The organism is Nocardioides phosphati (assembly GCF_014646375.1).
GTDB lineage: Bacteria > Actinomycetota > Actinomycetes > Propionibacteriales > Nocardioidaceae > Nocardioides > Nocardioides phosphati.
Genome location: NZ_BMNI01000001.1, coordinates 92,573 through 118,555, shown reverse-complemented (window position 1 = coordinate 118,555; position 25,983 = coordinate 92,573). Strand labels below are relative to the sequence as shown.

Annotated in this window: 28 protein-coding genes; 16 read left to right on the top strand and 12 right to left on the bottom strand. The window is 71.7% G+C overall.

The features are described 5' to 3' along the window. Window positions 1-17: 17 nt before the first annotated feature. Window positions 18-1,172, bottom strand: a complete 1,155-nt coding sequence (gene rlmC, locus IEX47_RS00615; RefSeq protein ID WP_229662515.1) for a 23S rRNA (uracil(747)-C(5))-methyltransferase RlmC — start codon at window positions 1,170-1,172, stop codon at window positions 18-20. Next, window positions 1,169-1,648 (bottom strand): homing endonuclease associated repeat-containing protein, encoded by a 480-nt coding sequence (locus IEX47_RS00610; RefSeq protein WP_188781890.1) that lies wholly within the window; start codon window positions 1,646-1,648, stop codon window positions 1,169-1,171. Before IEX47_RS00610 ends, rlmC begins: the two co-directional genes overlap by 4 nt. Before the next feature lie 57 nt (window positions 1,649-1,705). On the opposite strand from IEX47_RS00610, the gene IEX47_RS00605 reads away from it, so the two are divergent. Beyond that, complete coding sequence (locus tag IEX47_RS00605) at window positions 1,706-2,689, top strand: TolB family protein (RefSeq protein ID WP_188781888.1); 984 nt, start codon at window positions 1,706-1,708, stop codon at window positions 2,687-2,689. 33 nt (window positions 2,690-2,722) lie between these two features. Here the strand turns inward: IEX47_RS00605 and IEX47_RS00600 are convergent, their stop codons facing one another. Beyond that, window positions 2,723-3,157, bottom strand: a complete 435-nt coding sequence (locus IEX47_RS00600; RefSeq protein ID WP_188781887.1) for a hypothetical protein — start codon at window positions 3,155-3,157, stop codon at window positions 2,723-2,725. 190 nt (window positions 3,158-3,347) lie between these two features. Between IEX47_RS00600 and IEX47_RS00595 the strand changes: the two genes are divergently transcribed. After that, a complete protein-coding gene (locus IEX47_RS00595; protein ID WP_308423232.1) occupies window positions 3,348-5,555 on the top strand; it encodes a DEAD/DEAH box helicase in 2,208 nt (735 codons plus the stop codon). Between the two features lie 24 nt (window positions 5,556-5,579). Here IEX47_RS00595 and IEX47_RS00590 read toward each other — a convergent pair whose 3' ends face one another. After that, window positions 5,580-6,614 (bottom strand): GTP pyrophosphokinase, encoded by a 1,035-nt coding sequence (locus IEX47_RS00590; RefSeq protein WP_188781885.1) that lies wholly within the window; start codon window positions 6,612-6,614, stop codon window positions 5,580-5,582. Window positions 6,615-6,670: 56 nt separating this feature from the next. Between IEX47_RS00590 and IEX47_RS00585 the strand changes: the two genes are divergently transcribed. The 3 genes from IEX47_RS00585 (at window position 6,671) to IEX47_RS00575 (ending at window position 9,162) form a co-directional block, all read left to right on the top strand. Next, entirely contained in the window at window positions 6,671-7,609 is a 939-nt protein-coding gene (locus IEX47_RS00585) for a WYL domain-containing protein (RefSeq protein ID WP_188781883.1), read from the top strand. Next, entirely contained in the window at window positions 7,609-8,610 is a 1,002-nt protein-coding gene (locus IEX47_RS00580; protein WP_188781881.1) for a helix-turn-helix transcriptional regulator, read from the top strand. Before IEX47_RS00585 ends, IEX47_RS00580 begins: the two co-directional genes overlap by 1 nt. Window positions 8,611-8,691: 81 nt before the next feature. Further along, window positions 8,692-9,162, top strand: coding sequence for a ScoMcrA-related endonuclease (locus tag IEX47_RS00575; RefSeq protein WP_188781879.1), 471 nt, complete (start codon window positions 8,692-8,694; stop codon window positions 9,160-9,162). Between the two features lie 6 nt (window positions 9,163-9,168). Here the strand turns inward: IEX47_RS00575 and IEX47_RS00570 are convergent, their stop codons facing one another. Continuing rightward, window positions 9,169-10,689, bottom strand: a complete 1,521-nt coding sequence (locus tag IEX47_RS00570; protein WP_229662514.1) for an adenylate/guanylate cyclase domain-containing protein — start codon at window positions 10,687-10,689, stop codon at window positions 9,169-9,171. Window positions 10,690-10,899: 210 nt separating this feature from the next. Here IEX47_RS00570 and IEX47_RS00565 point away from each other — a divergent pair, with 210 nt between their 5' ends. The 5 genes from IEX47_RS00565 (at window position 10,900) to IEX47_RS00545 (ending at window position 15,309) form a co-directional block, all read left to right on the top strand. Next, entirely contained in the window at window positions 10,900-11,442 is a 543-nt protein-coding gene (locus IEX47_RS00565; protein WP_188781877.1) for a hypothetical protein, read from the top strand. A gap of 66 nt (window positions 11,443-11,508) precedes the next feature. After that, a complete protein-coding gene (locus IEX47_RS00560; RefSeq protein WP_188781875.1) occupies window positions 11,509-12,102 on the top strand; it encodes a signal peptidase I in 594 nt (197 codons plus the stop codon). Beyond that, window positions 12,099-13,889 carry an Ig-like domain-containing protein gene (locus tag IEX47_RS00555; RefSeq protein WP_229662513.1) on the top strand — a complete coding sequence of 597 codons (1,791 nt, stop codon included), beginning with the start codon at window positions 12,099-12,101 and terminating at the stop codon, window positions 13,887-13,889. The genes IEX47_RS00560 and IEX47_RS00555 overlap by 4 nt, the downstream gene beginning before the upstream one ends. Window positions 13,890-13,912: 23 nt before the next feature. Further along, entirely contained in the window at window positions 13,913-14,608 is a 696-nt protein-coding gene (locus IEX47_RS00550) for a response regulator transcription factor (protein ID WP_188781873.1), read from the top strand. After that, window positions 14,608-15,309 carry a sensor histidine kinase gene (locus IEX47_RS00545; RefSeq protein ID WP_188781871.1) on the top strand — a complete coding sequence of 234 codons (702 nt, stop codon included), beginning with the start codon at window positions 14,608-14,610 and terminating at the stop codon, window positions 15,307-15,309. The genes IEX47_RS00550 and IEX47_RS00545 overlap by 1 nt, the downstream gene beginning before the upstream one ends. Window positions 15,310-15,336: 27 nt before the next feature. On the opposite strand, the gene IEX47_RS00540 is transcribed toward IEX47_RS00545, so the two are convergent. The 4 genes from IEX47_RS00540 to IEX47_RS00525 all read right to left on the bottom strand — a co-directional run bounded on the left by IEX47_RS00540 (window position 15,337) and on the right by IEX47_RS00525 (window position 17,581). Next, window positions 15,337-15,888, bottom strand: a complete 552-nt coding sequence (locus IEX47_RS00540; RefSeq protein ID WP_188781869.1) for an excalibur calcium-binding domain-containing protein — start codon at window positions 15,886-15,888, stop codon at window positions 15,337-15,339. A 13-nt stretch (window positions 15,889-15,901) separates the two neighbouring features. After that, window positions 15,902-16,183: an excalibur calcium-binding domain-containing protein gene (locus tag IEX47_RS00535; protein ID WP_188781867.1), complete on the bottom strand. Its 282-nt coding sequence runs from the start codon at window positions 16,181-16,183 to the stop codon at window positions 15,902-15,904. A 123-nt stretch (window positions 16,184-16,306) separates the two neighbouring features. Continuing rightward, window positions 16,307-17,053, bottom strand: coding sequence for an HNH endonuclease family protein (locus IEX47_RS00530; RefSeq protein WP_188781866.1), 747 nt, complete (start codon window positions 17,051-17,053; stop codon window positions 16,307-16,309). 150 nt (window positions 17,054-17,203) lie between these two features. After that, complete coding sequence (locus IEX47_RS00525; protein ID WP_229662512.1) at window positions 17,204-17,581, bottom strand: DUF4234 domain-containing protein; 378 nt, start codon at window positions 17,579-17,581, stop codon at window positions 17,204-17,206. 122 nt (window positions 17,582-17,703) lie between these two features. Here IEX47_RS00525 and IEX47_RS00520 point away from each other — a divergent pair, with 122 nt between their 5' ends. The 6 genes from IEX47_RS00520 to IEX47_RS00495 all read left to right on the top strand — a co-directional run bounded on the left by IEX47_RS00520 (window position 17,704) and on the right by IEX47_RS00495 (window position 21,855). Next, complete coding sequence (locus tag IEX47_RS00520; protein ID WP_188781864.1) at window positions 17,704-18,336, top strand: potassium channel family protein; 633 nt, start codon at window positions 17,704-17,706, stop codon at window positions 18,334-18,336. A gap of 87 nt (window positions 18,337-18,423) precedes the next feature. Then, a complete protein-coding gene (locus tag IEX47_RS00515; RefSeq protein WP_188781862.1) occupies window positions 18,424-19,248 on the top strand; it encodes a matrixin family metalloprotease in 825 nt (274 codons plus the stop codon). A 55-nt stretch (window positions 19,249-19,303) separates the two neighbouring features. Next, entirely contained in the window at window positions 19,304-19,711 is a 408-nt protein-coding gene (locus tag IEX47_RS00510) for a (deoxy)nucleoside triphosphate pyrophosphohydrolase (protein ID WP_188781860.1), read from the top strand. Window positions 19,712-19,754: 43 nt separating this feature from the next. Continuing rightward, entirely contained in the window at window positions 19,755-20,159 is a 405-nt protein-coding gene (locus IEX47_RS00505; protein WP_188781859.1) for a DUF2237 family protein, read from the top strand. A gap of 134 nt (window positions 20,160-20,293) precedes the next feature. Further along, window positions 20,294-20,668 (top strand): PH domain-containing protein, encoded by a 375-nt coding sequence (locus IEX47_RS00500; RefSeq protein ID WP_229662511.1) that lies wholly within the window; start codon window positions 20,294-20,296, stop codon window positions 20,666-20,668. After that, on the top strand, window positions 20,575-21,855 hold the full coding sequence (locus tag IEX47_RS00495; protein WP_188781857.1) for a CorA family divalent cation transporter: 1,281 nt from the start codon (window positions 20,575-20,577) through the stop codon (window positions 21,853-21,855). Before IEX47_RS00500 ends, IEX47_RS00495 begins: the two co-directional genes overlap by 94 nt. Here the strand turns inward: IEX47_RS00495 and IEX47_RS00490 are convergent. The 3 genes from IEX47_RS00490 to nrdR form a co-directional block, all read right to left on the bottom strand. Then, window positions 21,852-22,361: an ATP-binding domain-containing protein gene (locus IEX47_RS00490; RefSeq protein ID WP_188781855.1), complete on the bottom strand. Its 510-nt coding sequence runs from the start codon at window positions 22,359-22,361 to the stop codon at window positions 21,852-21,854. The genes IEX47_RS00495 and IEX47_RS00490 overlap by 4 nt on opposite strands. A gap of 67 nt (window positions 22,362-22,428) precedes the next feature. After that, window positions 22,429-25,293: a vitamin B12-dependent ribonucleotide reductase gene (locus tag IEX47_RS00485; protein WP_188781853.1), complete on the bottom strand. Its 2,865-nt coding sequence runs from the start codon at window positions 25,291-25,293 to the stop codon at window positions 22,429-22,431. A gap of 150 nt (window positions 25,294-25,443) precedes the next feature. Further along, window positions 25,444-25,941, bottom strand: a complete 498-nt coding sequence (gene nrdR / locus IEX47_RS00480; RefSeq protein ID WP_188781851.1) for a transcriptional regulator NrdR — start codon at window positions 25,939-25,941, stop codon at window positions 25,444-25,446. Between the last annotated feature and the right edge of the window lie 42 nt (window positions 25,942-25,983).

Below are 25,983 nucleotides of genomic sequence, written 5' to 3'. Positions count from 1 at the left end.
GCGCCGGAGCGCCGCCTTCACGCCCGTGTGAGGTGGACGACGACCTCGTAGTGACCCGTGTGGGGAAACATGTCGAGCAGCCGCGCGCGCACCGGCCGCAGCGATGGCATCGCCGCCAGGTCGCGCGCCAGGCTGACCGCGTTGCAGCTCGAGTAGACGACGTCGCGCACGGTGGAGCCGTCGAGCAGCGCCGCCAGGTCGCCGATGCCACGCCGGGGCGGGTTGACCACGACCAGGTCGGCCTCGGGGAGCAGGTCGGCCATCGCGGTCGCGTCGCCTGTGAGGAAGCGGGCGTCGTCGAGCCCCAGCTCCCCCGCCGTACGCCGGGCCGCGGCGACCGCGTCCGCGCTGATCTCCACGCCGGTGACGGCCGGCGAGGACCCGACGCGTGCCGCGTGCAGCGCGAAGCCCCCGACGCCGCAGTAGAGGTCGAGCACGCGTGCGGGCGCGGCCTCGTCGATCCAGGCCGCGGCCTGGGCGTAGAGGGCCGCGGCCATCGCGGTGTTGGTCTGGAAGAAGCCCTGGGGGCGCAGGTGGAGCGGCAGGCCGTTGATCCGCATCGTGAGGGTCTCCCCCACGAGCACGATCTCGCGCTCCCCCTCGAGGACCGCCTTGTGCTCGGGCTGCAGGTTGACGCTCACGACCGTCGCCGCCGGCAGGGACTCGAGCAGCCACGGCAGGTGCTTGCGGATCCGGGCCACCGGCTCCTGCGACCGCAGCACGAAGCGGACCATCAGCTCGCCGTCGGGCGACTCGGTGGCGATGACGTGCTTGAGCTCGCCGCGCCGCGTGCCCAGGTCGTACGGCGCCAGGCCGGCGCGGTCGACGAACGCGGCGATCGTGTCCATCGCCGCCACGAGCCCCGGCGTGTGGAGGGCGCAGTCGCGCAGGTCGATGCCGACCTCGCCCGCCTGAGCCGCGGCGGAGCCGGGTGGCGCGAGGATGCCCAGCGTCGGAGCCGCGCTCGTGCCGGTGACGACCATCTTGGCCTTGTTGCGGAAGCCGGCCTCGGCGCTCGCGACGGGCGGCAGCCACTCCACGCCCGGCGCGACGTCGAGCAGCAGCCGCTCGACGTCGGCCTGCTTGGCGGCCAGCTGGTCGGCGTACGGAGTGCGAAGCAGCGCGCAGGAGCCGCACCGGCCGGCGTCGAAGTGGTGGCAGGTCAGGGTCACGCGGAGCCACCCGTTGACCCGGCCGCCGAGCCGCGCGCGAGCGCGCCGGCCTTGAGGTCGGCCCACGCGCCGCGCTGGCGCAGGGTCGGGCCGCTGGGGACGGTGCCGGGCTCCTGGGCCCGCGCCCACTCGACGTAGGCGGCGTAGCTGCCGGAGCCGGCGACCTGGCGCCGGTCGCTCCGCGCCCCGCCTGCTGCGCATTCCTCGAGGAAGCGCGCGACGATCGCCAGCACGTCGTCGTCGTTCCAGCGGCGGGAGGTGGAGCGGGTCTTGTTCGTGGCCACCCCGGCCGCGGCGCAGGCGGCCGTCCACGAGCCGAAGCGGCGGATCACCAGCGTGCTGGAGCCGGCCTCGTGGGCCGGCGTACGCGAGCGCCACGCGTCGTACGCACCGACGGCGAGGGGCTCGCCGACCGCGGCCGCGGCGGCGCGGAGACCGGCCGCGAGGGCGTCGTCGGAGAACGTGGGAGTGCGCACGGACACATTCTCCCCGACACGTGGGGCGAGGTGCCCCGGCGGCCTTACTCTTCCCTCGTGAGCCGCAACCACGCGAACCGCCGCAAGGGGGTCAGGCGCGCGCTCCTGCTGCTGGGCATCCTCGTCGTGGTCCTGCTGCCGGTGATCGGGCTGCGCGTCTTCGGCAAGGAGGAGCCCGAGGCGGTCTCGGCGACCGGCGACGTCACGCTCACGCCCGGCCATCGCATGGTCTACGTCGTCCAGGAGCACGTCGCCTCGGTCTCCCTCGCCGACGCCTCAGGGGCGGCGCAGGGCACGCCCGTGGTCTCCGAGCTGCTCTGCGCGCGCGTGTACGCCGCGCACGGCACCGGCCTCTGCCTCCGCAAGAACACCGCCGTCTCGTGGTCGGCGACGGTCCTCGACCAGAACCTCAAGGCGACCAGCACCTGGCCGATGGCCGGCCAGCCCGCCCTCGCACGGGTCTCCCCGAGCGGGCGGATGGTCGCCTGGACCGCGCTGACGAGGGGCCACGCGCTCAGCGGCACGTTCTCCGCGGTGACCTCCGTCGTGGACACCGTTGCGGGCGAGGAGACCAAGGACCTCTCCACGTTCACCGCCCGCGTCGGCCCCGACCACACCAAGGTGAAGGACTACCAGGTCTGGGGCGTCACCTTCATCGACGACGACCGGTTCCTCGCCACCGTGGCCGTCGGCGGCAAGCGCTACCTGGCGCGCGGCCGGCTCAGCACCACGTCACTGACCACCATCGCGCCCGACGTCACGAGCCCGGCCCTGTCGCCCGACGGCAAGCGGATCGCCTTCATCCGCGCCGGTGCGGGCGGCCACGGCGGCCGCCTCGAGGTGATGGATCTCGCCACGCATGCCGTCCGCGACCTCGACGACGAGCGCGGGGTCACCGACCAGCCGGTGTGGTTCGACGCGCAGACGGTCGGCTACGTCGTCCGCGACGCCGCCGGGCACCCGACGATCTGGTCCACCCGCCTCGGCGCGCGCCGCCCCGAGCTCGTGCTCGACAACGCCGAGTCCCCCAGCCCGCTCTGAGCGGCGTCGCGACGCGTCGGCGCAGGAGCGGCGTCAGCGCAGCAGCGTCCAGGCGAGCGCGACGAGCACCAGCACCGTCAGGCAGACCAGCAGCGTGCCGGAAAGAAGGAGCGGGAGCAGCACCCATGGGCCGACCTGCGGCTCGATGAGCGCCTCGTCCTGCGCGGCCGCCTCGGCGAGGTCCGCGGGCAGCGGCGTGGTCGGCGGGATCAGTCGCATGTCGCCCAGCCACCGGTGGAGCGCTGCCGCCTGGTCGGGGCCGATCGGCTCGAGGCCGTCGAGGGCGACGAACCCGTCGCGCCCCGGAGACAGCGCCTCCACCGGCTGCCACAGGCCGGTGAGGTCGAGCCGCTCGAGCACGGGGTACGGCGGGGCGCCCGCGCCGCGGCGTACGGACTCGCGGTGGAGGGCGATCGTGAGGTCGTCCTCCTGGCCGGAGCGGTAGTAGCGGCAGGTGGAGGTGTTCATCGGACGGAGAGGGTAACCCGGCGAAGCGGGTGGCACGCGCGTATGCTGGCCCTGTCCGGATGCAGGAGTCCGGACGTCAGGGCGCCCGCACCCGTCCCCGCAGGGACCGGCCGTCGCCCCGCCAACGCGCTGGACTTCTCCACCGGCTTGTCTCCACGCGCGTGTCTGGACCTGATGTCAGGAGCACTGCTTGTCCACGCAGCCCACCCAGCAGACCCGCCGCACGCGCGGCGGTCAGGGCAACCGCCGCAACGGCAACCGCAACGGCGGCAACTCCGCCAACGGGAGTCGCGGCGGCACGCGGCGCCGGCGTGACAACGAGGGCATCATCCCCGTGCTGGCGAAGGCCGTGCGCGAGGTGGAGCAGGCGGTGCAGAAGGGCCAGGGCCTCTCGCACCGCTCCCGCTACCAGGCGATCGCCCTGCTCGCCCGCAAGGAGCGCACGCGGGTCCGCGCGGACGACCAGGTCTCCGAGCAGCAGCGCGACATCGAGCTGAAGCGGCTCGACGGCGTCGCCACGATCCTCGCCCAGTGCGCCGCCCGCGAGCCGGGCCTCTTCTCCCTCCTCGACGAGAACGCCGAGATCGGCGAGGCCACGCGCCACCGGATGGCCGAGATGCTCGAGGCCGCGGGCCAGGCCGCCGAGGCGGTCGCGGTCGAGGAGGCCGCGCCGGAGGGCTCCGGCGACGGCACCGCACCGCGCACCGAGCGCAAGGCGACTCCCCCGTCGGTGGTCGCCGCGCGGCTGGCCAACCCGTTCCTCGTCCCCGACTTCAGCCAGACCGTACGCCGCGTGCAGGGCACGCTCGTCGGCTGGGAGCTGATCGGCCCGCTGCTCAACTCGTTCGAGCAGCCGGTGCCCGGCGCGCCGGCGTGCATGGAGCTGCCCGAGCCGCGCCCGATCCTGCTGCCGCCGGGTGTCGAGCTCATGGACCACCAGGCGCGCCTGCTCTCCGCGATCGCCGGCGGCCACCGCACCGTGCTGCTCGCCGACGAGCCCGGCCTCGGCAAGACCGCGCAGTCGCTGCTCGCGGCTGAGGTCGCGGAGGCGTACCCGCTGCTCTGCGTCGTGCCCAACGTCGTCAAGACCAACTGGGCCCGCGAGGCCGCCCGCTGGGTGCCGAAGCGCTCGGTCTCCGTCGTGCACGGTGACGGCAACGACGTCGACGGCTTCGCCGACATCATCATCGTCAACTACGAGGTGCTGGACCGCCACGTCGACTGGATCGGCGAGCACGGCTTCCGGGGCATGGTCGTCGACGAGGCCCACTACATCAAGAACCGCAAGTCGCAGCGCTCGCAGTTCGTCGTGGAGATCTCCGAGCGGATCCGCCGCCGGGTCGCCCGGCCGCTGCTGATGGCGCTGACCGGCACGCCGCTGATCAACGACATCGAGGACTTCCGCGCGATCTGGCACTTCCTCGGCTGGATCGAGGAGCGCAAGCCCGGCCAGCAGCTGATGGCGGCGCTCGAGGCCACCGGCCTGACGCCGGCCGACCACCCGTTCTACCCGGCCGCGCGCCAGGCGGTCATCGACATGGGCATCGTCCGGCGCCGCAAGGTCGACGTCGCCGCCGACATCCCCGCGCGCCGTGTGGCCGACCTCCCGGTCGAGCTCGAGGGCGCCGAGGGCCGCTCGATCCAGAAGGCCGAGCGCGAGCTCGCCGAGCGGCTGATCGGCCGCTACGACGCGGCGATCGAGCACCGGCGTACGTCCCCGGTGGCGATCAACTCGGCCGAGAGCGCCGACGGCATCGACCACGAGCTGGTCCGCCGCGTCGCCGAGCGCGAGGTCGCCGAGGGCTCCGACAACACCACCGGCGAGAACGTCTTCGCGATGGTCCGCCGCATCGGCCGGGCCAAGGCCGAGCTGGCCGCCGACTACACCGCGCAGCTGGCCCGCTCGACCGGCAAGGTCGTCTTCTTCGCCAAGCACCTCGACGTCATGGACGCCGCCGGCGCGGTCTTCGACAAGCGCGAGATTAAGTGGACGACGATCCGCGGCGACCAGTCGTCGACGGCCCGCACCGCGGCGATCGACGCGTTCGTCGAGGACCCCGAGGTCCAGGTGATCGTCTGCTCGCTCACCGCGGCCGGCGTCGGCATCAACCTGCAGGTCGCCTCCAACGTCGTCCTCGCCGAGCTCTCGTGGACCGACGCCGAGCAGACCCAGGCGATCGACCGGGTCCACCGCATCGGCCAGACCGAGCCGGTCACCGCATGGCGGATCCTCGCCGCGCAGACGATCGACACGCGGATCGCCGAGCTGATCGACTCCAAGGCCGGCCTCGCCGCCCGCGCGCTCGACGGCGCGGACGAGGAGGCGACCACCGCGGTCGACATCCAGGTCGAGACCCTGGTCTCGCTGCTCACCGACGCGCTGCGCTCCCGGTCCTGACCCCTCGCCGAGCGGGTCTCGACCTCAGCCGCTGAGCTTGGCCAGGCGGGTGCGCAGGAGCTCGGCACGGTGCGCATTGCCGCGCAGCGCGACGTACCGCTCGCCGAAGATGGCGAGGAGTGCGTCGTCGAGCTTCCGGACGGCGCCGGCCGGGTGCTTGTAGCCCATGCGCTCGTGGATGGCGGCGCTGTCGACCGAGGCCAGCAGCGCGGCGAGCTCGTCGAGCGAGGTCACGCCGAGCTCGAGCAGCAGCCCGCTGATCCACCCGTAGTGGTCCGAGCGCGACCAGCCGACGTCGGTGTAGTGCGTCGACAGGAAGCTGGACAGCTCCTTCGCCGCGATGCGCGGGTCGTCGGAGTCGTCGTCGGAGCGGTGCTTCGGGGCGCTGCGCTCGAGCTGCTCGCGGATCGCGGAGAACTCCCGGTCGGCGAGCTCCAGGAGCCCCGCCGCCAGCGTGAAGCGGCGGTCGAAGTCGGCCGAGTGCTCCTCGGGGATCGTGCCCTTGTAGCGGATGTCGTGCTCGAACTCCGCCCACGCGTGCTGCAGCACCGTGCGCACCTGGACCGACGCGTGGAGGCCCTCGTCGCCCGTCCCCAGCGCGGCGTACGCCGTGGGGAGGGGGTGGTCGGGCGACGGGGCGACCAGGAGGTGCCGGCTCGCGTAGCCGAAGCCGCCGCCCTGCGCGGTCTCCGCGCCGAGGTCGCGGTCGTCGAGGATCGCCAGCTCCTCCGCGAGGACGTGGGCGACCGCGTCGACGTCACGGTGGACGTAGGTGATCACGCGGACGCCGATCGCGTCGGTGATCTGCGTGAGCGGGTCGTCGTAGAGCTCGTGGCCATCAGGGCCGGTGCGCGCGGCCTTGCCGGCGAAGCTCGCGACGGTCTTCGTGCGGCCCGTGACGCTGAGGTAGTTGATGCCGGCGTCGTCGAGGAGCGTCGTCACCAGCTCGACGTACGCCTCCGTGACGGGGACCAGCCCCGGCTGCCGCGCGGCGTACTCGCGCACGGCGTGGGCGACGGGCGTCGGGCCGGTCGTGAGCGGCGGGGTGCGGTCCGGCATGTGCCGAGACTGCCAGAACTACCGTCGGAGTGGGGCGCGGCTGACAGGATGGCGCCGTGACCGGGGCGAACGCGAGCGGGGCGAAGGGTGGGCGCGACGCGCGTCCGGCGATGGAGCGGATCATCGGCTTCATGGCGTTGCTGCACGACGCCCGGCGCCGCGGGGCGCCCGGCGTGCCGGCGGAGGTGCTGGCCCGGTCGGCGGGCTGGCAGGACGCGAAGGACCCGATCACCGCGGTCAACCGCGACCTCAACTACCTGCGCGGGCTCGGCTGGCGGATCGAGAACATCTCCGCCAAGGGGCTGCCCGCCGTCTTCACGATGCGCTCGGTCGACAACCGGCTCAAGCTCGCACTGACCCCCGCGCAGCAGTCCGCGCTGCGGCGGGCCGTGCTGCTCGCCGACCGGGCCGACCTCGCCGACCAGCTGGACCTGCCTGCCGACGCGACGCCCCAGCCGCTCGCGGCGACGCTGTCGCTCGACGACGACCCGACGCTGACCCGCGTCGTCGCCGCCGTACGCACGAAGTCGCGGCTGCGGTTCCGCTACAACGGCAGCGACCGGCTCGTGCACCCGGTGTCGCTCCGCACCCAGCAGGGCACGTGGTACCTCCGGGCGGTCGAGGACGGCGCCGAGGTCGTGAAGCGGTTCGTGGTCAGCCGGATGAGCGAGGTCGACGCCGACGCCCCCGGCACGGCGGTGGCCGTCGACGACACCGAGCCGGAGAGCCTCCACCCGCTCGCGTGGGAGGTCGACGAGCCCGCCGAGGTCGTCCTGCGCTCCCCCACCGAGTACGCCGACGACGTACGCCGCTGGCTCGGCGCGCCGCAGTCCGTGGCGGAGGACGGCGGCGAGACCGTCCTGACCTACCGCGTCACGCACCGGGCCGCGATGCGCGCCCGGATCCACCAGCTCGGCACGCGCGTGCGCGTCGACCGACCCTCCGACTTCCGCGACGAGCTCCTCGCCGAGCTCGCGACGATGGCAGGTGAGTGATGGCCGCGCCTCCGCACTACGTCCGCCGGATCGCCCGGCTCCCCCAGGTCTTCGAGCTGCTCGCCGGGCGGCCGGGCGGGCTGCCGTTGCGCTCGCTCGCCGAGGCGGTCGGCGCGACCCCCGACGAGCTCCGCGACGACCTGCTCGCCTTCTACGGCACCGAGCCCGAGGAGCTGCTCTTCGGCCTGGGTCGTCCTGACGTCATCGACTTCTGCGCGGCCGACGGCTCCGACGCCTCCCCCGAGGACGCCGAGATCGTGAAGCTGATCAGCGCGCGTCCCGGTGACGAGCTGGGCGTGGAGTACCTCGACGCCTCCGAGCTCGCGCTGATCTACACCGCCGCGCAGGCGCTGCTGGAGATCGAGCCCTCCAACGAGGAGCTGCGCGGGGCCGTCGACGTCCTCACGCAGACGATGCTCTCCGACGACACCGTCGGTGCCTCCGCGGCGGGCACGCTCGGCCCACGCTCGTGGCACGGCGCCCTCGCGCCGTTGCGCACCGCGGTCGACGAGCGCCGGCGGGTCCGGATCACCTACTCCAACGCCTGGTCCTCCGGCGTCCGCGACCGGGTGATCGAGCCCTGGCGCCTCGTCCAGACCCGCCGTGGCTGGGAGGTCGACGCTGGTCCGGTCGGCGCGGACGGCAGCATCCGCACCTACCTGCTCGCACACGTCCGCTCGCTCGACCTGCTGGACGAGACGTTCGAGGTGCCGGCCGGGGCCGACGCCCTGATCGAGCGCCAGCGGGCCACGACCACCGTCCGCGTGCGGGTCCCGCACCGGGCCCGGTGGGCCGCCGACTTCCACGCCGAGCGGGTCGAGGTCGTCGCCGACGACGAGCTCACCGCCACGCTCGACCTCGAGCTCCTGCCGCCTGTCGAACGCCGCGTCGGGCTGCTGCTCCTCGTCGCCGGCGAGGACGCCCAGGTGCTCTCGCCGGCCGGCCTGATCGCCGCCGGCCCCGCCCTCGCTGCCGAGCTGCTGGAGCACCACCGCGGCTGATCCGCCTCGGGTGGGGTTTGTCACCGGCCGGGGGCTGCTGCCAGGTCGTCAGCACCACCACCGGCCCCCTAGCCTTGGCGTGTGCAGAACTACGCCCTGGTCACCCGGATCCACGTCCTCACCGCGATCAAGATCCACGACCAGCGCGGCGCCGAGGAGTTCCTCGCCGAGCACGGCATCGAGGAGCGCGGCGACCTGGTGCTGGTCGAGCGCGGCAAGCGCTACGACTACCGCGCGCTGCTCGCGTTCGCGCACGGCAAGGCGACCGGCACCACCCCCGAGGCCACCGGCATCGGCGAGGACCGGATCAAGGTGCTGACCGACCTCGGCTTCACGGTGGCGTCGGCGTACGAGCTCGACCGGCCGGCCGGCTCCCGCGCGGCCACCCGCGTCCCCGGCTCGCCCCGCGCAACCACGCCGCGTACGACGACCCCGCGCCCCTCGCGCGCCGCTGCTCCCAAGGCGCCGGTCAAGCCGGAGCCGGAGATCAAGCTCTGCCCGTCCTGCTACACCCAGCTGCCCGCGTCGGGGCAGTGCGACTTCTGCGACTGACGACGCTCAGAGCTCGGTGACCGCGCGGTCCCACGCGGTCAGCGCGTGGAGGGCCACCCCACCGGCGCGGCCGCGGAGCTCACGCTCGCCACGGTCCTCGAGCGGCCAGGCGGTGGTCAGCTCGCGGGCCGTCGAGTCAGCCATCAGGATCGGGTCGCCGGTCAGGCGGGTCAGCTCCTCGATGCGGGCGGCGACGTTGACGGTGTCGCCCACGAGGGTGAACTCGAGCTTGCCGCCGCCTCCGACGGTGCCGGCGATGACTGCGCCGCTGGCGATGCCGATGCCGACCTGGAGCTCGTCGCCGAAGCGGGCGTGGACGGCGTCCTGGATCTCGGTGGCGGCGGCGACCGCCCGGTCGGCGTGGTCGGCCTGCGCCTCGGGGACGCCGAAGACCGCGAGCAGCCCGTCGCCGAGGAACTTGTTGGCATGGCCTCCGTGGCCGCGCAGCACCGGCACCGCGATGCCGAAGAGCTCGTTGAGCCGGGCGACCGTCTCGGCGGCGGAGTTCGACTGCGAGAACGCCGTGAAGCCGACGACGTCGACGAACATGACGGTCGCGTCGACCTCCTCGCCCTCGAAGAGCTCGGACCCACGCTCGAGCATGCGCTGGGCGAGCATCGGGTCGACGTACGCACCGAAGGCGTTCTGCAGGCGCTCGCGCTCGAGGAGGCCGAACTGCATGCGGTTGAACGAGCGGGCGAGCTGGCCGAACTCGTCGTCGGAGGTGACGGGGACGCGGACGTCGAGGATGCCGCGACCGATCCGCTCGGTCGCCTCGCGCAGGTCGCGGATGGGGCGCATCACCGGCCCGACGCCGAACGGCGCGAGCACGATCGCGGTGCCGATCGCGAACGGCAGGGCGACGACGGGCGCGAGGACGTACTGCTGTGCGTCGGTGCGGGCATAGGAGACGACCAGAGCGGTGACCCAGCACCCGATGATGCTGCCGAGCAGGATGATCGTGAGCAGGCGCCCGGCCACGGCACGCCGCGGCTCGCGTGGCGGGTCGTCACGCAGCACGGCGTCGAGCTCGGCCTGGACCGGCCACAGCACCGCCTCGGTGATCACCGAGCCGAGCACCCCGCTGCCGACGACGAGCGCGGGTGCCGAGACGCCCATCGCCACGTTGACCGGCCAGGACAGGCCCACCGCGTTGCCGAGGTACGGCGCGACGAGGGCCATCGGCAGGCCGCCGGCCAGTCCCCAGATGAGGGGCACCTGGTCGAGGTGGGCCAGCGCCGCCCGGGTGCCGCGCGGGTCACTCTGGTCGCCGCGTCCCCAGCGGTTGAGCAGCGGTCGCGCCTGGCGCGTGGAGGCCAGCAGCGCGATCGCGCCGCAGGTCTCGGTGACCACCACGAAGACGCCGCTGACCAGGAGGAAGTCGCCGAACGAGCGGTGGAGCGCGATCGCCCACGCGAGCATGCCGATGCCGATGACGCCGATCGGCCAGAAGAGCAGCTGGAAGATCAACAACCCCGCGTAGTGGGCGCGATAGCGAGCCCAGAGCCACGGGGCCAGTAATTCCATGAGTGCGATTGTGACGGGTGGCTGTGAGCGCTGTCACTTCGACGCCGGAACTGGTCGCAGGTGCTGGGGTGCCCTGCTTTCGACCCGGAACCCCTTGTTGCCGAACTGTTTCCCGGGCGTGGAAAACGGGTGGGAACCCCGTGGAGCGCCACTTCCTAGCGTGGGGGAACAAGCGCAGGGAGCGCTCCAGACCGGGAGGAAGACCCCCACATGACCAGCAACCGCACCAAGATCCTCGTCCCCCTCGCGACGCTCGCCGCAGCCGGCGCGATCGCGGTCGGCTCCGGCGCGACGTTCACGTCGCAGACCGGCAACACCATCAGCGCCGTCACCTCCGGCACGCTGACGCAGACCAACAGCAAGGACGGCGCGGCGATCTTCAACCTCGTCGACATGAAGCCGGGCGACGTCCTCAACGGCACGCTGACGCTGACCAACACGGGCTCCCTTCCCGCGAAGTTCAGCCTCACCGAGGTCAGCTCGGCCAACGGCTTCGCCGCCGCCGACCTGACGCTCACCATCACCGACGTCACCGCCGGTGCCTCCGCGACCCCCGTGTACGACGGCACGTTCGGCGGTCTCGTCGACGGCACCGCGACGCAGCTCGGCACCTTCGCCAAGGCCGAGGCCCACCAGTACAAGTTCACGGTGAAGCTCGACCAGAACGCCCCGAACGCGGACCAGGGCAAGACCGCCTCCGCGGTCTACCGCTGGGACGCCACGCAGCTCGACGGCACCACCACCAACCAGTAAGCCCTCCTCCCGGAGGGGCGGCGAGAGCTTCGACCCGCCCCTCCGGGCCCTCACCAGGAGCCCTCGATGACGCAGTACCGCATCCTCCGCGACGCCGTCGCCCGCCCGCTGGGCTGGCTGGGCAAGGCCGCCCTCCTCCTCGGCCTCGCCCTCGGCCTCGTGCTGGTCGTGCCGGCCCTCCTCGGCTTCGACCGCTACGTCATCACCGGCGGCTCGATGACCGGCACGGTGGACAAGTACTCCGTCGTCTTCGAGCGGGAGGTCCCCGTCGACACCCTGGCCGTGGGTGACGTGATCACCTACCAGCCGCCCGCCGACGCGCCCACCCACTCCCTGGTGACCCACCGGATCATCTCCATCGGCACCTCGCCCGATGGCCGTCGCGTCCTGCACACGCAGGGCGACGCGAACCCCGATCCGGACCCGTGGCGCTTCGAGCTCGTGCAACCGACGGTCAACCGGATGACCTTCCACGTCCCGTACGTCGGGTGGCCGCTCATCGCCCTGGCCGATCCGCAGGCACGCCGCCTCCTCCTCGGCGTNCGGTGCGGCGGTCCCTCGGAAGTGTGGGGACCGCCGCACCGCAGGGCACCCCCTCCGCACCTCTCACCTGACCCGATCACACCCACCCGTCGCACCATCCCGGAGGCCCTGTCGTGAACCGCATCGTGCTGCTGCTGGCCCTGCTCGTCGCAGGCCTGCTGGGCACGTTCGCGATGCCGGCGACCTCCGGGGCGACGTACGTCGCGGCCTCGAGCGCGACCGCCGCGGTGCGCGCGGCGGCCGACTGGACCGCCCCGACCGCCACGCTTGCCGACCCCGGCTCGCCCCTGAAGGGCACCGTCACTCTCACCGCCTCAGCCTCCGACGGCGAGTCCGGCATCGCCTCGGTCACCTTCGAGGGCCTCCCCGCGGGCGGCTCGTGGTCCACGCTCTGCACCGACACCACCGCGCCGTACAGCTGCAGCTGGAACACCACCGCTGTCGCCGACGGCAGCTGGGCGCTCCGCTCCCGCGCGACCGACGGCTCCGGCCTGGTCTCGACGTGGTCCACCGTCAGCGTCGTCGTCGCGAACAACCTGCTCGTCGTCCTCGACAACCCGGGCGACACCCTGCGCGGCACGGTCCCCCTGAGCGCCCACGTCTACAACGCCGGCCTGCTCTCGCTGACCCTGCGCATCGACTACTCCGCCGCCGGCGCCGACAACTGGCGCACCGCCTGCAGCGGGGTCGGCACCGCGCTGTCCTGCAGCTGGGCGACGACCGCCGTCACCAGCCAGGACTACGACCTGCGCGCCGTCGCCGTCGTCGGCGTGACCACCTACACCTCCGCGGTGTGGACCGACGTCACCGTCGACAACGTCGCCCCCACGGTCACCATGACCGACCCGGGCACGCCGCTGCGCGGCACCGTGACGCTCGCCGCCACCGCCTCCGACTCCGGCTCGGGCCTCACCTCCGTCACCTTCCAGTACGCCGTGTCCGGCAGCTCGACCTGGACCACCGCGTGCGTGGCGGGCGACACCGCGACGTGCCGCTGGACGAGCACCGCGGTCGCCGACGGCACCTACTCGTTCCGTGCCGTCGCCGCCGACCTCGCCGGCAACACCGCGACCTCCGCGGCGATCTCGAGCCGGGTCGTCGACAACACCGTCACCTCGGTCTCGGTCGAGGACCCCGGCTCGTACCTGACCGGCACGGTGACGGTCGCCGCGACCGCCTCCTCGACCGGCGGCATCGTCAACGTGCGGATCCAGCGCTCCCCCGCCGGCACCGGCACCTGGACCGACCTCTGCACCGACACGACCGCGCCGTACTCCTGCTCGTGGGACACCACGGCCGTCGCCGACGGGCTCTACGACCTGCGCGCCGTGGCACTCGACGGCCGCGCCGCCACCACGATCTCCGCGCTGGTGACCGGACGCCGCGTCGACAACAGCCCGTTCCGGGCGCTCGACGTGCAGTCCGTCAACGGCGGCGCCACGGCCGGCAAGATCGACGCCGGCGACCAGCTGCTGCTGACCTACGGCGGCACCCTCCAGACGACCAGCATCAGCGCCGGCTGGACCGGCGGCTCGCTCGCCGTGCAGCTCCGCGCCCGTGACGGCAACCTGCTCGGCCTGGGCAACACCGGCGACACGCTCGACGTGCTGCGCAGCGGCACCGTGCTGCCCCTGGGGTCGGTGAACATGAAGCAGGAGTACGTGAAGACCAGCAAGACCGAGACGTTCAACGCGACGCTGACGGCGACCGCGACGACCGTCAACGGGGCTCCTGCGACCGTCGTGACCGTCACGGTGGGCACGGTCGCGAGCGGCACCGGTGCCCGCGGCGGCAACCCGTCGTCGATGGTCTGGACGCCCTCCGCCACCGCCACCTCGACCACCGGCCACGCCTGTGCGATCACGCCGGTCACCGAGACCGGAGCAATCGACCGTGACTTCTGACCGGTTTCCCTATGCTTCTGGACGTGCCTGCCCGCCTGCTCGTGATGGAGGACGACGACGTCGCCGCCCCGCTGCTGCGTGCGCTCTCCAGGGAAGGCCACGAGGTCTCGCGCGTCGCGCTCGGCGCCGACGGGCTCGCGCGCGTCGCTGAGGGCGGCATCGACCTGGTCCTGCTCGACCTCGGGCTCCCGGACATCGACGGCCTCGAGGTGTGTCGTCAACTGCGCGAGAACGGGTACGACGGGGGCGTGCTGATGCTGACTGCGCGTTCCTCCGAGCTCGATCGCGTCGACGGCCTCGACGTCGGGGCCGACGACTACCTCGCCAAGCCGTTCGGCCTGGCGGAGCTGCAGGCGCGCACCCGCGCCCTCCTCCGGCGTACGTCGCGGGGTGCGGCACCTTCGGCCTCCGTGGCCTCGGCGCCCTCGGTGCACGGGCTCCGCGTCGACCGCGACGCGCGCCGTGCCTGGGCGCGTGAGGGCGAGCTGGCGCTGACCGAGAAGGAGTTCGACCTGCTCGCGCAGCTCTGGGGCTCCCGCGGCACCGTCCTGACCCGCGAGGCGCTGATGGACGCGGTGTGGGACGAGAACTGGTTCGGCTCCACCAAGACCCTCGACGTGACCATGGCGCGACTGCGCCAGAAGCTCGAGTCCGCCGGACTGGGTGGCCTGATCACGACTGTCCGTGGCGTGGGCTTCCGGTTCGACGGTATGCCGTGATGAGCGGCTCCGCCGGCGCTGACCGCGAGGCCGAGCTCGACCGCCTCAACGCCCTCGCTCCGAGCGGCGCTGACCTGCAGGAGCTCGTCGCGCTCGCGGCCCGGGTGCTCGGCGTACCCAAGGTCGCGATCAACCTGATCAGCGCCGACCGCCAGCACCAGGTGGCGGCGTACGGCTTCGACCCGGGGATCTGCTCGCGCGGCGACTCGATGTGCGCCGCCGTGCTCGCGGAGCCGGACCCCGTCGTGGTGGCCGATGCCAGCAGCGACGCCCGCTTCGCGACCAACCCGTTCGTGACCGGCGAGATCGGCGAGGTGCGGTTCTACGCCTCCGCCCCGCTCGTGACCCTGCGCGGTGTGCCCATCGGCAGGCTCTGCGTCTTCGACGACGTCCCGCACGCCGACGGCCTCGCGTCGCCGGAGACCCTCGCGCTGTTCGCCGAACGCGTCGTCGACATCCTCGAGCTGCGCGCCCAGGCCCGCGAGCTGGCGCGCACGCGGGCGCGGCTCACGGCGTTCGTCAACCAGGTGAACCACGACATCCGCAACCCGCTCACCGCGCTGCTCGCCAGCGTCGAGCTGCTCGAGACCGAGCCCGCGGTTGCCGAGGACGCATCGCTGGAGGAGCTGATCACCGGCGCCCGTCGCTCGGGCGAGCGGATCAGTGCTCTCCTCGACGAGCTCTCGCCGCCGCCCTCGTAGCCAGCTCGGCGTACGTCGGGGCCGGCGTCACTCGCAGACGACGCCGTCGTGGTCGCGGTCCTGGTAGTGGCTGTACTCCGGGTCCGAGCCCTCGCGATAGCTGCCGTAGCCGTGGGCGTTGGCCTCGGCGCAGGTGTCGAAGAGCGGATCGGAGCCGCCCCCGGACGAACCGCTGCTCCCCGACCCCGTCAGCCCGTACGCCGGTGCCGGCTTCGCCTTGGCGCGCTCCGCGGCGGCCGCCTTGCGCACGGCCTCGGCCTTCGCCTTCGCCGCGGCAGCGGCCGCCTTGCGCGCCGCGGCCTTCGCGTGGGCCTTCACGGCGGCGAGCTGATGGTCGGCCTCGGCGGCCGCCACTTCGGCGTCGGCGTTGGCCTTGTCGAGCTGGTCGCGCAGCTCGGCGACCTGGTCGTCGAGGGTCGCGGTCTTCTTGTCCACGCCTGCGCTGACCAGCGCCTTCACGTCCGGGTTCTTCGCATCCACCGTCGGCTGCCCGGCTGCCCCGAGACCGGCGCCGAGCGCGAGGCCCAGCACGCCACTCGCCGTACCGACCTTGGCGCGGGTCCAGAAGGCGCCGTTCACAACGCCCGCCCGGTCAGCGCTCGCACGCCGTGCCATCCCGGTCGCGGTCGAGGCGCTTGTAGTTCTCCCAGTAGACCGCCCGCGCGTGGGTGCCGTACGCCGGGCGACCGTAGCCCTGGTTGACCTGGCGCTGTGCCGCGGCGGCCGACTTGGCGACGCCGTGGTGGAAGTCGTGCGCGAGCACCGTGCACGAGCGGTAGTAAGTAGTCGCCTCCGCCGAGCCCGCGGTGCTGAGCAGCGCGGCCGGGGCGGCAAGCGAGAGGACAGCAGCGGCGAGCGCCGTGCGCTTGATCATGGGGGCTCCTTGGGGATGGCAATCAACTCGCTCCAGACAACCCCCATGCACCTCTGGCGACGCGGCCTTTCCAGCTGAATGACCCGAAGGGACTACCTCCGTGTCGGGCGGCTGGGTCGTGCGTCAGCAGAAGCCGAGCATCTCCTCGAGCGCTCGTCGCTCGCTGGCGTCGACGTCGAGATGCCACGCGGCCTTCACGGTGATCCAGCGCCGCGCGTACGTGCACTGGTAGGCCTTCCGCGGACGCCAGGCCGCCGGGTCGTCGTCGCCCTTGCTCGCGTTGGTCGGCCCGTCGACCGCGAGCAGCTCGCCGAGGTCGTTGGCGAACTCCGCGCGCCGCTCCGCCGGCCAGCGCCACGCGCCCGAGGACCATGCCTCCGACAGCGGTACGACGTGGTCGATCTGCACCGCCTGCGCCTGGTCGGGAGCCTTCGCATCCGTCAGGTCGATCCGGCGCCCGGTGTAGGGATCGAGCCAGGACCCCGCCAGCACGTCGTGGTCACAGCTCCCCTGCCGGCCGACCGTCACCGAGCCCGGGATCGCGTCGCGCACGAGCACGTCGTCGCGCTGGTTGCAGCCGTTGTGGTCGGTGTCGCGCCACGAGGACCCGAACGCGTCGCGGTCGTAGTCGGTGCGGTGGACCCGCGGCGCCACGGTGAGCCCGGCCAGCTTCGCGGCGTACGGCGAGGTGGGGTGAGTCGGCGTGGTGCTGGGAGTGGGCGTCGGCTCAATCCAGATTGAGGGCTGCGTGGAAGCGCTGGCCGCAGGTCGCTCGGGCGCGGCGACCGTGCTCGCCGGCTGATGCAGCGCGGAGTAGCCGATCAGCGCCGCCACCAGCACTCCCCCGGCGACGAAGGTGGAGTCCTTCATCGACTCAGCGGATCTCCGTGCATGCGCTGATCCTGTCGCGCGGCGTGGGCCGCGTCCGCACTATCGCGTGAGATGGCCCGGAAGGACTAGCAAGGCGAGAAATGCACGGACGCCCCGGACCAGCGGTGGTCCGGGGCGTCGCGGCGTACGTCAGGCGGCCGAGCGCCAGTAGGCGTTGAGCGCGCCGTTGACCTTGACGAACCAGACGATCGGACCCGCCAGCGGGAGCAGGATCCAGAAGCCGGTGAGGCCGCTGACCGGAGCAGCCTGGCCGCGGGCCTTGTAGAGGTTGCCGACCTCGGACGCGGTCACGAACGGCATGACGAAGCCGACGAAGAACGCGAGCAGCAGCGCGACGCCGCCGCCGAGGCCGGTCTTGGTGGCGCGCTTCATGTCCGAGTGGACGCCGAAGTACCAGAACAGCGGGTAGATGCCGATCGTGACGATGGTCAGCAGGATCGCGGTGCCGGTGCTGCGGATCTTGCCGACCGGAGCGGCGTAGGTGACAGGAGCGGTGAGCTCAGCCATGGGTCCCCCAATGAGTTGTATGTGCGGCACAAGCCGCAGAGCGCGCTGACGCTACCGCGAAATGACGACCCTCCACGGTGTAACGTCTTCCTTTGCCCAGCCACGGTCCTAGCCTCCGGACCATGACCCTCGAACGCTGGGAACGCATCTGGGAGATCCCCCTCATCGGCCTCGCCCTCGCCTTCCTCGTCGCCTACGCCTGGCCGATCCTCGACCCTCGCCTCGACCCGGACGTGACCAGCTTTCTCACTGCCGTCTCGTGGACCGTGTGGGCGGTCTTCGCCCTCGACTTCGCCGCTCGGCTGTGGCTGGCGGAGGACCGTCGCCAGTACGCCATCAGCCGCTGGTACGACGTCGCGCTCATCGCCGTACCGCTGCTCCGGCCGCTCCGCCTCCTGCGTCTCCTCGCTCTCGCCCGGATCCTGTCCCGCTCGGCGACGCGCACCCTCGTCGGACGGACCACCCTGTACGTAGTCGGCACCGCGATCGCCGCCGTCGGCCTCGGCGCGCTCGCCATGCTCGATGCCGAGCACGACGCCCCGGGCGCCAACATCCGCACGATCGGCGATGCCCTCTGGTGGGCTGCGACCACGGTCGCCACCGTGGGCTACGGCGACCGCTACCCCGTCACCACCGAGGGCCGGTTCGTCGCCGTCGCGCTCATGCTCGTCGGCATTGCGCTGATCGGGTCGATCACGGCCGCTGTCGCTGCCTGGTTCATCTCGCAGGTGGAAGCCGAGCGCGCGAACGACTGAGGCTGCTCCTGTCTGACCCGCCCCGGGCTAGGCCAGGCACCCACACGGGCGACGCCCGCGCAGCCTCGGCGGTGGGACACTCGACCCATGCCCCTGCGTCCCGGCGCCCTCGGCCGCCGCCGGCGCGCACGACAGATGATGCGGCGCCTCGAGGAGCTCGACCGGCTCGACGCGCAGTACGGACTCGGCGCCCTGCCGCCCTCACCGCGGGCGCGGACCAGACGACGACGGGACTGGCGCGCGGGCACGGTCTTCCTGCTGTCGCTCGTCGTCGTGTGCGGGCTCCTGATCAACGCCGGCCTGCGCAACCGGCGCAACGACCACGCCCCGGCGATCACCTCGACGGGCGGCAGTTTCAGGTTCGAACAGGTGCAGGCCAACGGAGACCCCGTCGGCTACAACCCGTGCACGCCGATCCGCGTCGAGATCAACCCGGCCGGTGAGCCGCTGGACACCGAGCAGCTCGTCAGGACCGCGATCCAGCACATCCACGAGGCGTCCGGCCTGGACTTCGAGCTCACCGACCCCACCACCTCGCGCCGCTTCCTCAGCCGTACGACGACCACCGGCCGCCAGCCCGTGATCGTCGGCTGGAGCACCGCCGCGGAGGACCACGACCTCGAGGGCCACGTCGCCGGCGTCGGCGGCAGCACGATGGTCCGCTTCAACGGGCACGGGCAGTACGTGACCGGCGTGGTCGTCCTCGACGCCGAAGCGTTCCGGGACATCCTCGACGCCCACCGGGACGAGGACGCCCAGGCCGTCGTGGACCACGAGTTCGGCCACGTCGTCGGCCTCGCGCACGTGAAGTCGCGCAGCGAGCTGATGTTCAAGGAGAACACCGGCCTGACCACCTGGGGCCCCGGCGACCGCGAGGGCCTCGCCCGGCTCGGCAACATCCCGTGCCACTGACGGCGATCCTGTGCCGCGCCTGCCCGTGGGCCCAGTGCCCGTAGGCTCTGCGCCCATGGAGGCCAGCCCGACGACGAAGCAGATCGACGTCGTCGGCGCCGTCGTCATCCGCGACGGCCTGGTCCTCTGCGCCCAGCGCGGCCCCGGCCCGATGGCGGGCCTGTGGGAGTTCCCCGGCGGCAAGATCGAGCCCGGCGAGGCGCCCCGCGAGGCGCTCGTGCGCGAGATCGAAGAGGAGCTCCACTGCCGCGTGCAGGTCGGCCCCGAGGTCGCGACGACCACCCACGCCTACGACTTCGGCGTCATCACGCTGACGACCTTCTACTGCACGGTGCTCGACGGGGAGCCGGTGCTGACCGAGCACGCCGCCGTACGGTGGGAGCCGCCGAGCCGCCTGCACCTGCTCGAGTGGGCGCCCGCTGACATCCCTGCCGCGCACCGGATCCAGTCCGACTTCGCGTAGGCGCCGGCAGCCGCCCGCGGCCAGCCTCTGGCAGGCTCGTCCCATGAGCTTCGAGCTGCCGGTGGAACGCAACGTCCTGGGCGGCGTGCTCGAGGAGTGCGGCACCGACCCGATGACCGGCTTCCACCGCGACGGCTCCTGCGCGTGCGGCCCGCACGACCCCGGCCTGCACGCGGTGTGCGCCGTCATGACCGCCGACTTCCTCGAGCACCAGCGCGCGGTCGGCAACGACCTCATCACCCCGCGCCCGGAGTGGCACTTCCCCGGCCTCGTCCCCGGCGACCGCTGGTGCGTCGTCGCCGTCCGCTGGCTCCAGTCGTACGCCGCCGGCGTCGCCGCTCCGGTCGTCCTCGCCGCCACCTCGGAGCGGGCGCTCGAGGTGCTCCCGCTGGAGGCGTTGAAGCAGTGCTCCGTCGACGTACCGGATGACCCGGGCGACCTGTCCTGAGGGCTGCGTCCGTGTGACGTGGAGTCGCCGTCCCTGACGGCGCGCGGTCCAGACCGCTACGACGGACCGCGCCATTCGCCGACATCCGCTGCTGGGAGACACCAGAGTGGGAGTCCCGAGCGAAGGAAGAGCCCATGGCCATGGAGACCGCAGCCATCACTGCCTGGACGCTGGTGCAGGAGATCCCGATCCCCGGCGACGTACAGGACCTGCTCATCGAGGGCGAGCAGGCCGTGACCGCCTACAAGACGTTCCGCGACAGCGCGATCTTCACGACCAAGCGCCTCATCGTGCGCGATGCCCAGGGCCTGACGGGCAAGAAGGTCGAGATCTACTCGCTGCCCTACAAGTCGATCGACATGTGGTCGTCGGAGAACGCCGGCGGCATGCTCGACCGTGACGCGGAGATGGAGATGTGGACCAAGGCCGGCCACATCAAGATCAAGCTGAACAAGAAGATCGACATCCGCCGCCTCGACAAGCTGATCGCGTGGGCAGTCCTGCAGTGACCGACGGCGACCCGAGCGGGGACGAGTTCACTGTCACGTGGTGGCACTCCGACGGCTCGGTCACGTGCAACGGAGTGGATGCCTCGTCCGGTCGGTCGTTGGCCTGGATCGACGTCAGCGCCGCTTCGGGCACGCCGGAACGGGCAGAAGCGATGCTCCCCCAGGTTGAGGGCCTTTGTCCTGGTCTCACGCTCGAGGTCCTTGCCGACCTGCTTGCGCCCGATTCGATCCCGGGCACCCATGACTACGTGTCCTCCACCGGCTTCACGCTGCGAAAGGTCTCGACGTTCGCGCTCGAGACGCGCAGCCTCCAGCCTGCCGAGGATCGCGATGACTTCGAACGGCCCGGCCTGATCGTGATGCAGCCCGTCGAGATGGTCGCCGGCCCCGGCTGGCTGCTGACCTGCTGGCACGGGCGGTCCGTCTACAGCGGGATCGACCTCGTCGGACGCGAGCCGTCGACTGGGGCCGAGGCGTCGCTGCGCGCCGTGCGCGAGAGGTGGTCGACCGATGCCGGGACGGCCCGCCGCAACGCCGCCGACCTTGGACTACTCGTGGTCGAGGAGCTCGCGCTCACGTACGTGCCGACCATGCGCAAGCTGCGCGAGTGGCTCGAGGCCTGGGAGATCAGCCTGTTCGTCGGTCGCCGCACGGAGCGGCAGCCGGTGGCGCAGCTCTGGGGATCCATCGCGCTCCTGCGTCGTTGGCTGACGCCGCTCAACCCGCCCGGCCTGCGTCAGGACATCAACAAGGCATGGCTCGTCCCCGCCTCCGACGTCGCCCTCTGTCACAGCATCGACAACCGGATCGACCGGGCACTCGAAGCCGGCGGCAAGCTGTCGGACACGCTTCGCTCCTCGTTCCACATGCTGCACGGCGAGATCGAGCAAGCGGCCCGCAAGACCCACGAGCGCAACCAGCAGACCGTCGAGGTGCTCGCCGCCGTGTTCCTGATCCCGACCCTCATCGTCGGGTTCTTCGGCGCGAACACGTGGCTTCCGGGCCAGCGCGCGACGAGCAGCAGCATGCACGCCTTCGAGTTCATGGCCGCCACGATCGTGCTGCTCACGCTTGCAACCGTGGCCTGGCTGCTGCTCTCGCGCCGGGCGGAGCGCCGGTCTGACCGCGAGGTCGAGGAGGAACTTGCCGAGATGCGTCGGATCCTCGGCTTCCGCAACCTCGGCTAGATGCCGAGCCGCTTCGCCACGTCAGGACCGCCCATCTGACGGATCACTGCAGGGTCACCCACGACCACCAGCTCGTCGGTCGCGCGGGACATGCCGACGTACAGCCGCTCCATCGCGCGGTCGCGCGGCGGGTCCTCGTTGACGCAGAGCACGACGGCCTTGCGCTCGAGGCCCTTGCACCCGAGGACGTGGCCGTAGAACGGCTCGTCGGGATCCCAGTACGTCGCCCAGTAGCCCGACTGGCCGTGGCGCTCGGCGAGGTCCTCCTGGATCGGATGCCTCTTGCCGGTGGTTACGAGCGCGATGTTGCCGGGCACCCAGCCCTCGTCGATGAACTCGTCGACGACGTCGTCAGCGCGAGACAGCGCGTCGTCGGCGGAGCACGGAACGAAGCGGACCGCGACACCATCTCCGCCACGGGCGTACATGCGGGACGGCGCGAGCGGGCCGAAGGTCTCCGCGATCTGCTTCGTGTTGCGCAGGGATTGCTTGCAATATCCCTGCACGCAGACGAGGGGCCGGCCACCTTGCGGTGACCGGCCCCTCGTCGTACCTCTAAGTTGCCCAGCTAAATCAGCTGCAGCCGGAGGTGCTGCCGCAGCCCTCGCACACGTAGCACGAGCCGGCGGGGCGCATCTTGGTGCCGCAGGTGAAGCAGAGCGGGCTGTCGACCGCCGTACCGGTGATGATCTCCAGCAGCTCGGCGGAGGTCTTGGCGGCGCGCTCGGGAGCGGCCTCCTCGACGACCTCGGCCTCGACCGGCTCGGTCTTGGCGACCGGGGCCGCCTCGGGCTCGTGGACGGTCTTCAGCGACTCCGCCTCGGAGAGCTCGAGGGGCTCGTAGGAGCCGGTCTCGAGGTGGCGCTGGCGCTCCTCGGCCGAGTAGATGCCCAGCGCGGAGCGGGCGTCGAAGTCGAGGTAGTCCAGGGCCAGGCGGCGGAAGATGTAGTCCATGATCGACTGCGCCATGCGGACGTCGGCGTCGTCGGTCAGACCGGCCGGCTCGAAGCGGAGGTTGGTGAACTTCGCGACGTAGGTCTCGAGCGGCACGCCGTACTGGAGGCCGATCGAGGTGGCGATCGAGAAGGCGTCCATCACGCCGGCCAGGGTCGAGCCCTGCTTGCCGAGCTTGAGGAAGACCTCGCCGAGCGAGCCGTCCTCGTGGGCACCCGACGTCATGTAGCCCTCGGCACCGCCGACGGTGAACGACGTGGTGCGCGAGACGCGGGACTTCGGGAGGCGCTTGCGGGTCGGGGCGTAGACGACCTTCTCCACGATCTTCTCGACGACCTCGGCCTCGGCCGCAGCCTTGTCGGCGGCGTCCTTCTTGGCCTTGCCGCCACCGTCGGCCAGCGGCTGGCCGACCTTGCAGTTGTCGCGGTAGACCGCGGTCGCCTTGAGGCCGAGCTTCCAGGACTGGAGGTAGATGTCCTCGATCTCCTCGACCGTCGCCGTCTCCGGCAGGTTGACGGTCTTCGAGATCGCGCCCGAGAGGAACGGCTGGCAGGCGGCCATCATGTTGACGTGGCCCATCGGCTTCAGCGAGCGGGCACCCATCGCGGTGTCGAAGACCTCGTAGTGCTCGGTCTTCAGGCCCGGCGCGTCGATGACGTGGCCGTGCTCGGCGATGTAGGCGACGATCGCCTCGACCTGCTCCGGCTGGTAGCCGAGCTTCTTCAGCGCGCGCGGGATCGTCTGGTTGACGATCTGCATCGAGCCGCCGCCGACGAGCTTCTTGAACTTGACCAGCGAGAAGTCCGGCTCGATGCCGGTCGTGTCGCAGTCCATCATGAAGCCGATGGTGCCGGTCGGCGCGAGCACGGAGGCCTGCGCGTTGCGGAAGCCGTTGGCCTCGCCGAGCTTCTGGACGTCGGCCCACGCCTGCGTCGCGAGCTTGTGCACCTCGGCGTCGGCGATGTGCAGCGTGCGCACCTGGTCGTTGGCGGCCTGGTGCTTGCGCATGACGCGCTTGTGGGCGTCGGCGTTGCGGGCGTAGCCGGCGTACGGGCCGACGATCGCGGCGAGCTCAGCCGAGCGCTTGTACGACGTGCCGGTCATGAGCGACGTGATGGTCGCGGCCATCGCGCGGCCACCGTCGGAGTCGTAGCCGAGGCCCATCGCCATCAGCAGCGCGCCGAGGTTGGCGTAGCCGATGCCGAGCTGGCGGTAGTCGACGGTGGTCTTGCCGATCGCCTCGGTCGGGAAGTCGGCGAAGCAGATGGAGATGTCCATCGCGGTGATGATGACCTCGACGGCCTTCGCGAAGAGCGGGGCGTCGAAGGTGTCGTCGTCCTTGAGGAACTTGAGCAGGTTGAGCGACGCCAGGTTGCAGGACGAGTTGTCGAGCGACATGTACTCCGAGCAGGGGTTGGACGCGGTGATGCGGCCGGTCTCGGGGTTGGTGTGCCAGTCGTTGATCGTGTCGTCGTACTGCAGGCCGGGGTCGGCACAGGCCCAGGCGGCCTCGGAGATCTTGCGGAAGAGGCCGCGGGCATCGACGCGCTCGATGACCTCGCCGGTGGTGCGCGACTTCAGGCCGAAGTCGGTGCCCGCCTCGACGGCCTTCATGAACTCATCGGAGACGCGGACCGAGTTGTTGGCGTTCTGGTACTGGACGGAGGTGATGTCCTTGCCGCCGAGGTCCATGTCGAAGCCGGCGTCGCGGAGGGCGCGGATCTTGTCCTCCTCGCGCCACTTCGTCTCGACGAACTCCTCGATGTCCGGGTGGTCGACGTCGAGGACGACCATCTTGGCCGCACGACGCGTGGCGCCGCCCGACTTGATGGTGCCGGCGGACGCGTCGGCGCCGCGCATGAAGGAGACCGGGCCCGAGGCGGTGCCGCCGGACTTCAGCAGCTCCTTGGAGGAGCGGATGCGGGAGAGGTTGAGGCCGGCGCCGGAGCCGCCCTTGAAGATGAAGCCCTCCTCCTTGTACCAGTTGAGGATCGAGTCCATCGAGTCGTCAACGGCGAGGATGAAGCACGCGGAGACCTGCTGGGGAGCGGTCGTGCCGACGTTGAACCAGACCGGGGAGTTGAAGGAGAAGTACTGGTTGACCAGCAGCCAGGTCAGCTCGTCCTCGAAGACCTTCACGTCGGCCTCGGTGGCGAAGTAGCCGTTGTCACGGCCGCCCGCGACGTACTTGCCGACGACACGGTCGATGAGCTGCTTGAGGCTCTGCTCGCGGTCCGGGGCGCCGACGGCACCACGGAAGTACTTCGTGGTGACGATCGTCGAGGCGTTGACGGACCAGAAGTCCGGGAACTCCACGCCGCGCTGCTCGAAGACGGTCTCGCCGGTCTTCCAGTTGGTCTGGACGACGTCGCGACGCTCCCACGTGATCGCGTCGTACGGGTGGACGCCCTCGGTGCTGAAGACGCGCTCCATCTTCAGTCCCTTCCCCGTCGCCTGCTGTGCGGCGGAAACCGTCTCGGTCATCGTCTCTCCATTTCCCCTGATGTGCGGCCTGATGCCCTGCTGGGTGCTGCTGGTGCTGCTGTGCTCTGGTGCCGTGTGTTGCTGATGGTGCTGTTGTTGCATGGAGGCCCGACACGAAGCTTCCCCACTCGGTGCCGGGCCGGTCTGTGGTCACCCGGTGTGGGTGAGGTCCTTCTTCTCGTCGTACGCCGCGGCGGCGGCCTCGCGCTCGAGGCGCAGCGCGTCGATCTCCTTGGCGAAGTCGTCGGCGGACTCGAAGGCGCGGTAGACGCTGGCGAAGCGGAGGTAGGCCACCTCGTCGAGCGCGCGGAGCGGGCCGAGGATGGCCAGGCCGACCTCGTGGGCCGGGAGCTCCGCCTGGCCGCTGCAGCGCAGGGCGTCCTCGACGTCCTGGCCGAGGCGGGCGAGCTGGTCCTCGGTGACGGGGCGGCCCTTGCACGCCTTGCGCACGCCGCTGATCGCCTTGTCGCGGTTGAACGGCTCCGTCGCGCCGGAGCGCTTGGAGACCATGAGCTGCATCTGCTCGACCGTGGAGAAGCGACGGTCGCAAGCCGGGCAGACCCGGCGCCGGCGGATGGCGCTGCCGTCGTCGGCCACGCGGGAGTCGAGCACGCGGGTGTCGGTGTTGCGGCAGTGAGGACAGTGCACGACTCGGCTCCTTTCGCGGGTCTGGCCTGTGGATAACTCGCC

What these genes read in the sequence shown, in the direction of transcription:
- IEX47_RS00485 (WP_188781853.1), bottom strand. Translation starts at nt 25,293, where the DNA reads ATGACCGAGACGGTTTCCGCCGCACAGCAGGCGACGGGGAAGGGACTG.
- IEX47_RS00600 (WP_188781887.1), bottom strand. Translation starts at nt 3,157, where the DNA reads ATGAACACCTCCACCTGCCGCTACTACCGCTCCGGCCAGGAGGACGAC.
- IEX47_RS00590 (WP_188781885.1), bottom strand. Translation starts at nt 6,614, where the DNA reads ATGCCGGACCGCACCCCGCCGCTCACGACCGGCCCGACGCCCGTCGCC.
- IEX47_RS00535 (WP_188781867.1), bottom strand. Translation starts at nt 16,183, where the DNA reads ATGATCAAGCGCACGGCGCTCGCCGCTGCTGTCCTCTCGCTTGCCGCC.
- IEX47_RS00530 (WP_188781866.1), bottom strand. Translation starts at nt 17,053, where the DNA reads ATGAAGGACTCCACCTTCGTCGCCGGGGGAGTGCTGGTGGCGGCGCTG.
- IEX47_RS00515 (WP_188781862.1), top strand. Translation starts at nt 18,424, where the DNA reads ATGCCCCTGCGTCCCGGCGCCCTCGGCCGCCGCCGGCGCGCACGACAG.
- IEX47_RS00520 (WP_188781864.1), top strand. Translation starts at nt 17,704, where the DNA reads ATGACCCTCGAACGCTGGGAACGCATCTGGGAGATCCCCCTCATCGGC.
- IEX47_RS00565 (WP_188781877.1), top strand. Translation starts at nt 10,900, where the DNA reads ATGACCAGCAACCGCACCAAGATCCTCGTCCCCCTCGCGACGCTCGCC.
- IEX47_RS00510 (WP_188781860.1), top strand. Translation starts at nt 19,304, where the DNA reads ATGGAGGCCAGCCCGACGACGAAGCAGATCGACGTCGTCGGCGCCGTC.
- IEX47_RS00580 (WP_188781881.1), top strand. Translation starts at nt 7,609, where the DNA reads ATGGCCGCGCCTCCGCACTACGTCCGCCGGATCGCCCGGCTCCCCCAG.
- IEX47_RS00500 (WP_229662511.1), top strand. Translation starts at nt 20,294, where the DNA reads ATGGCCATGGAGACCGCAGCCATCACTGCCTGGACGCTGGTGCAGGAG.
- IEX47_RS00570 (WP_229662514.1), bottom strand. Translation starts at nt 10,689, where the DNA reads ATGGAATTACTGGCCCCGTGGCTCTGGGCTCGCTATCGCGCCCACTAC.
- IEX47_RS00545 (WP_188781871.1), top strand. Translation starts at nt 14,608, where the DNA reads ATGAGCGGCTCCGCCGGCGCTGACCGCGAGGCCGAGCTCGACCGCCTC.
- IEX47_RS00525 (WP_229662512.1), bottom strand. Translation starts at nt 17,581, where the DNA reads ATGGCTGAGCTCACCGCTCCTGTCACCTACGCCGCTCCGGTCGGCAAG.
- IEX47_RS00505 (WP_188781859.1), top strand. Translation starts at nt 19,755, where the DNA reads ATGAGCTTCGAGCTGCCGGTGGAACGCAACGTCCTGGGCGGCGTGCTC.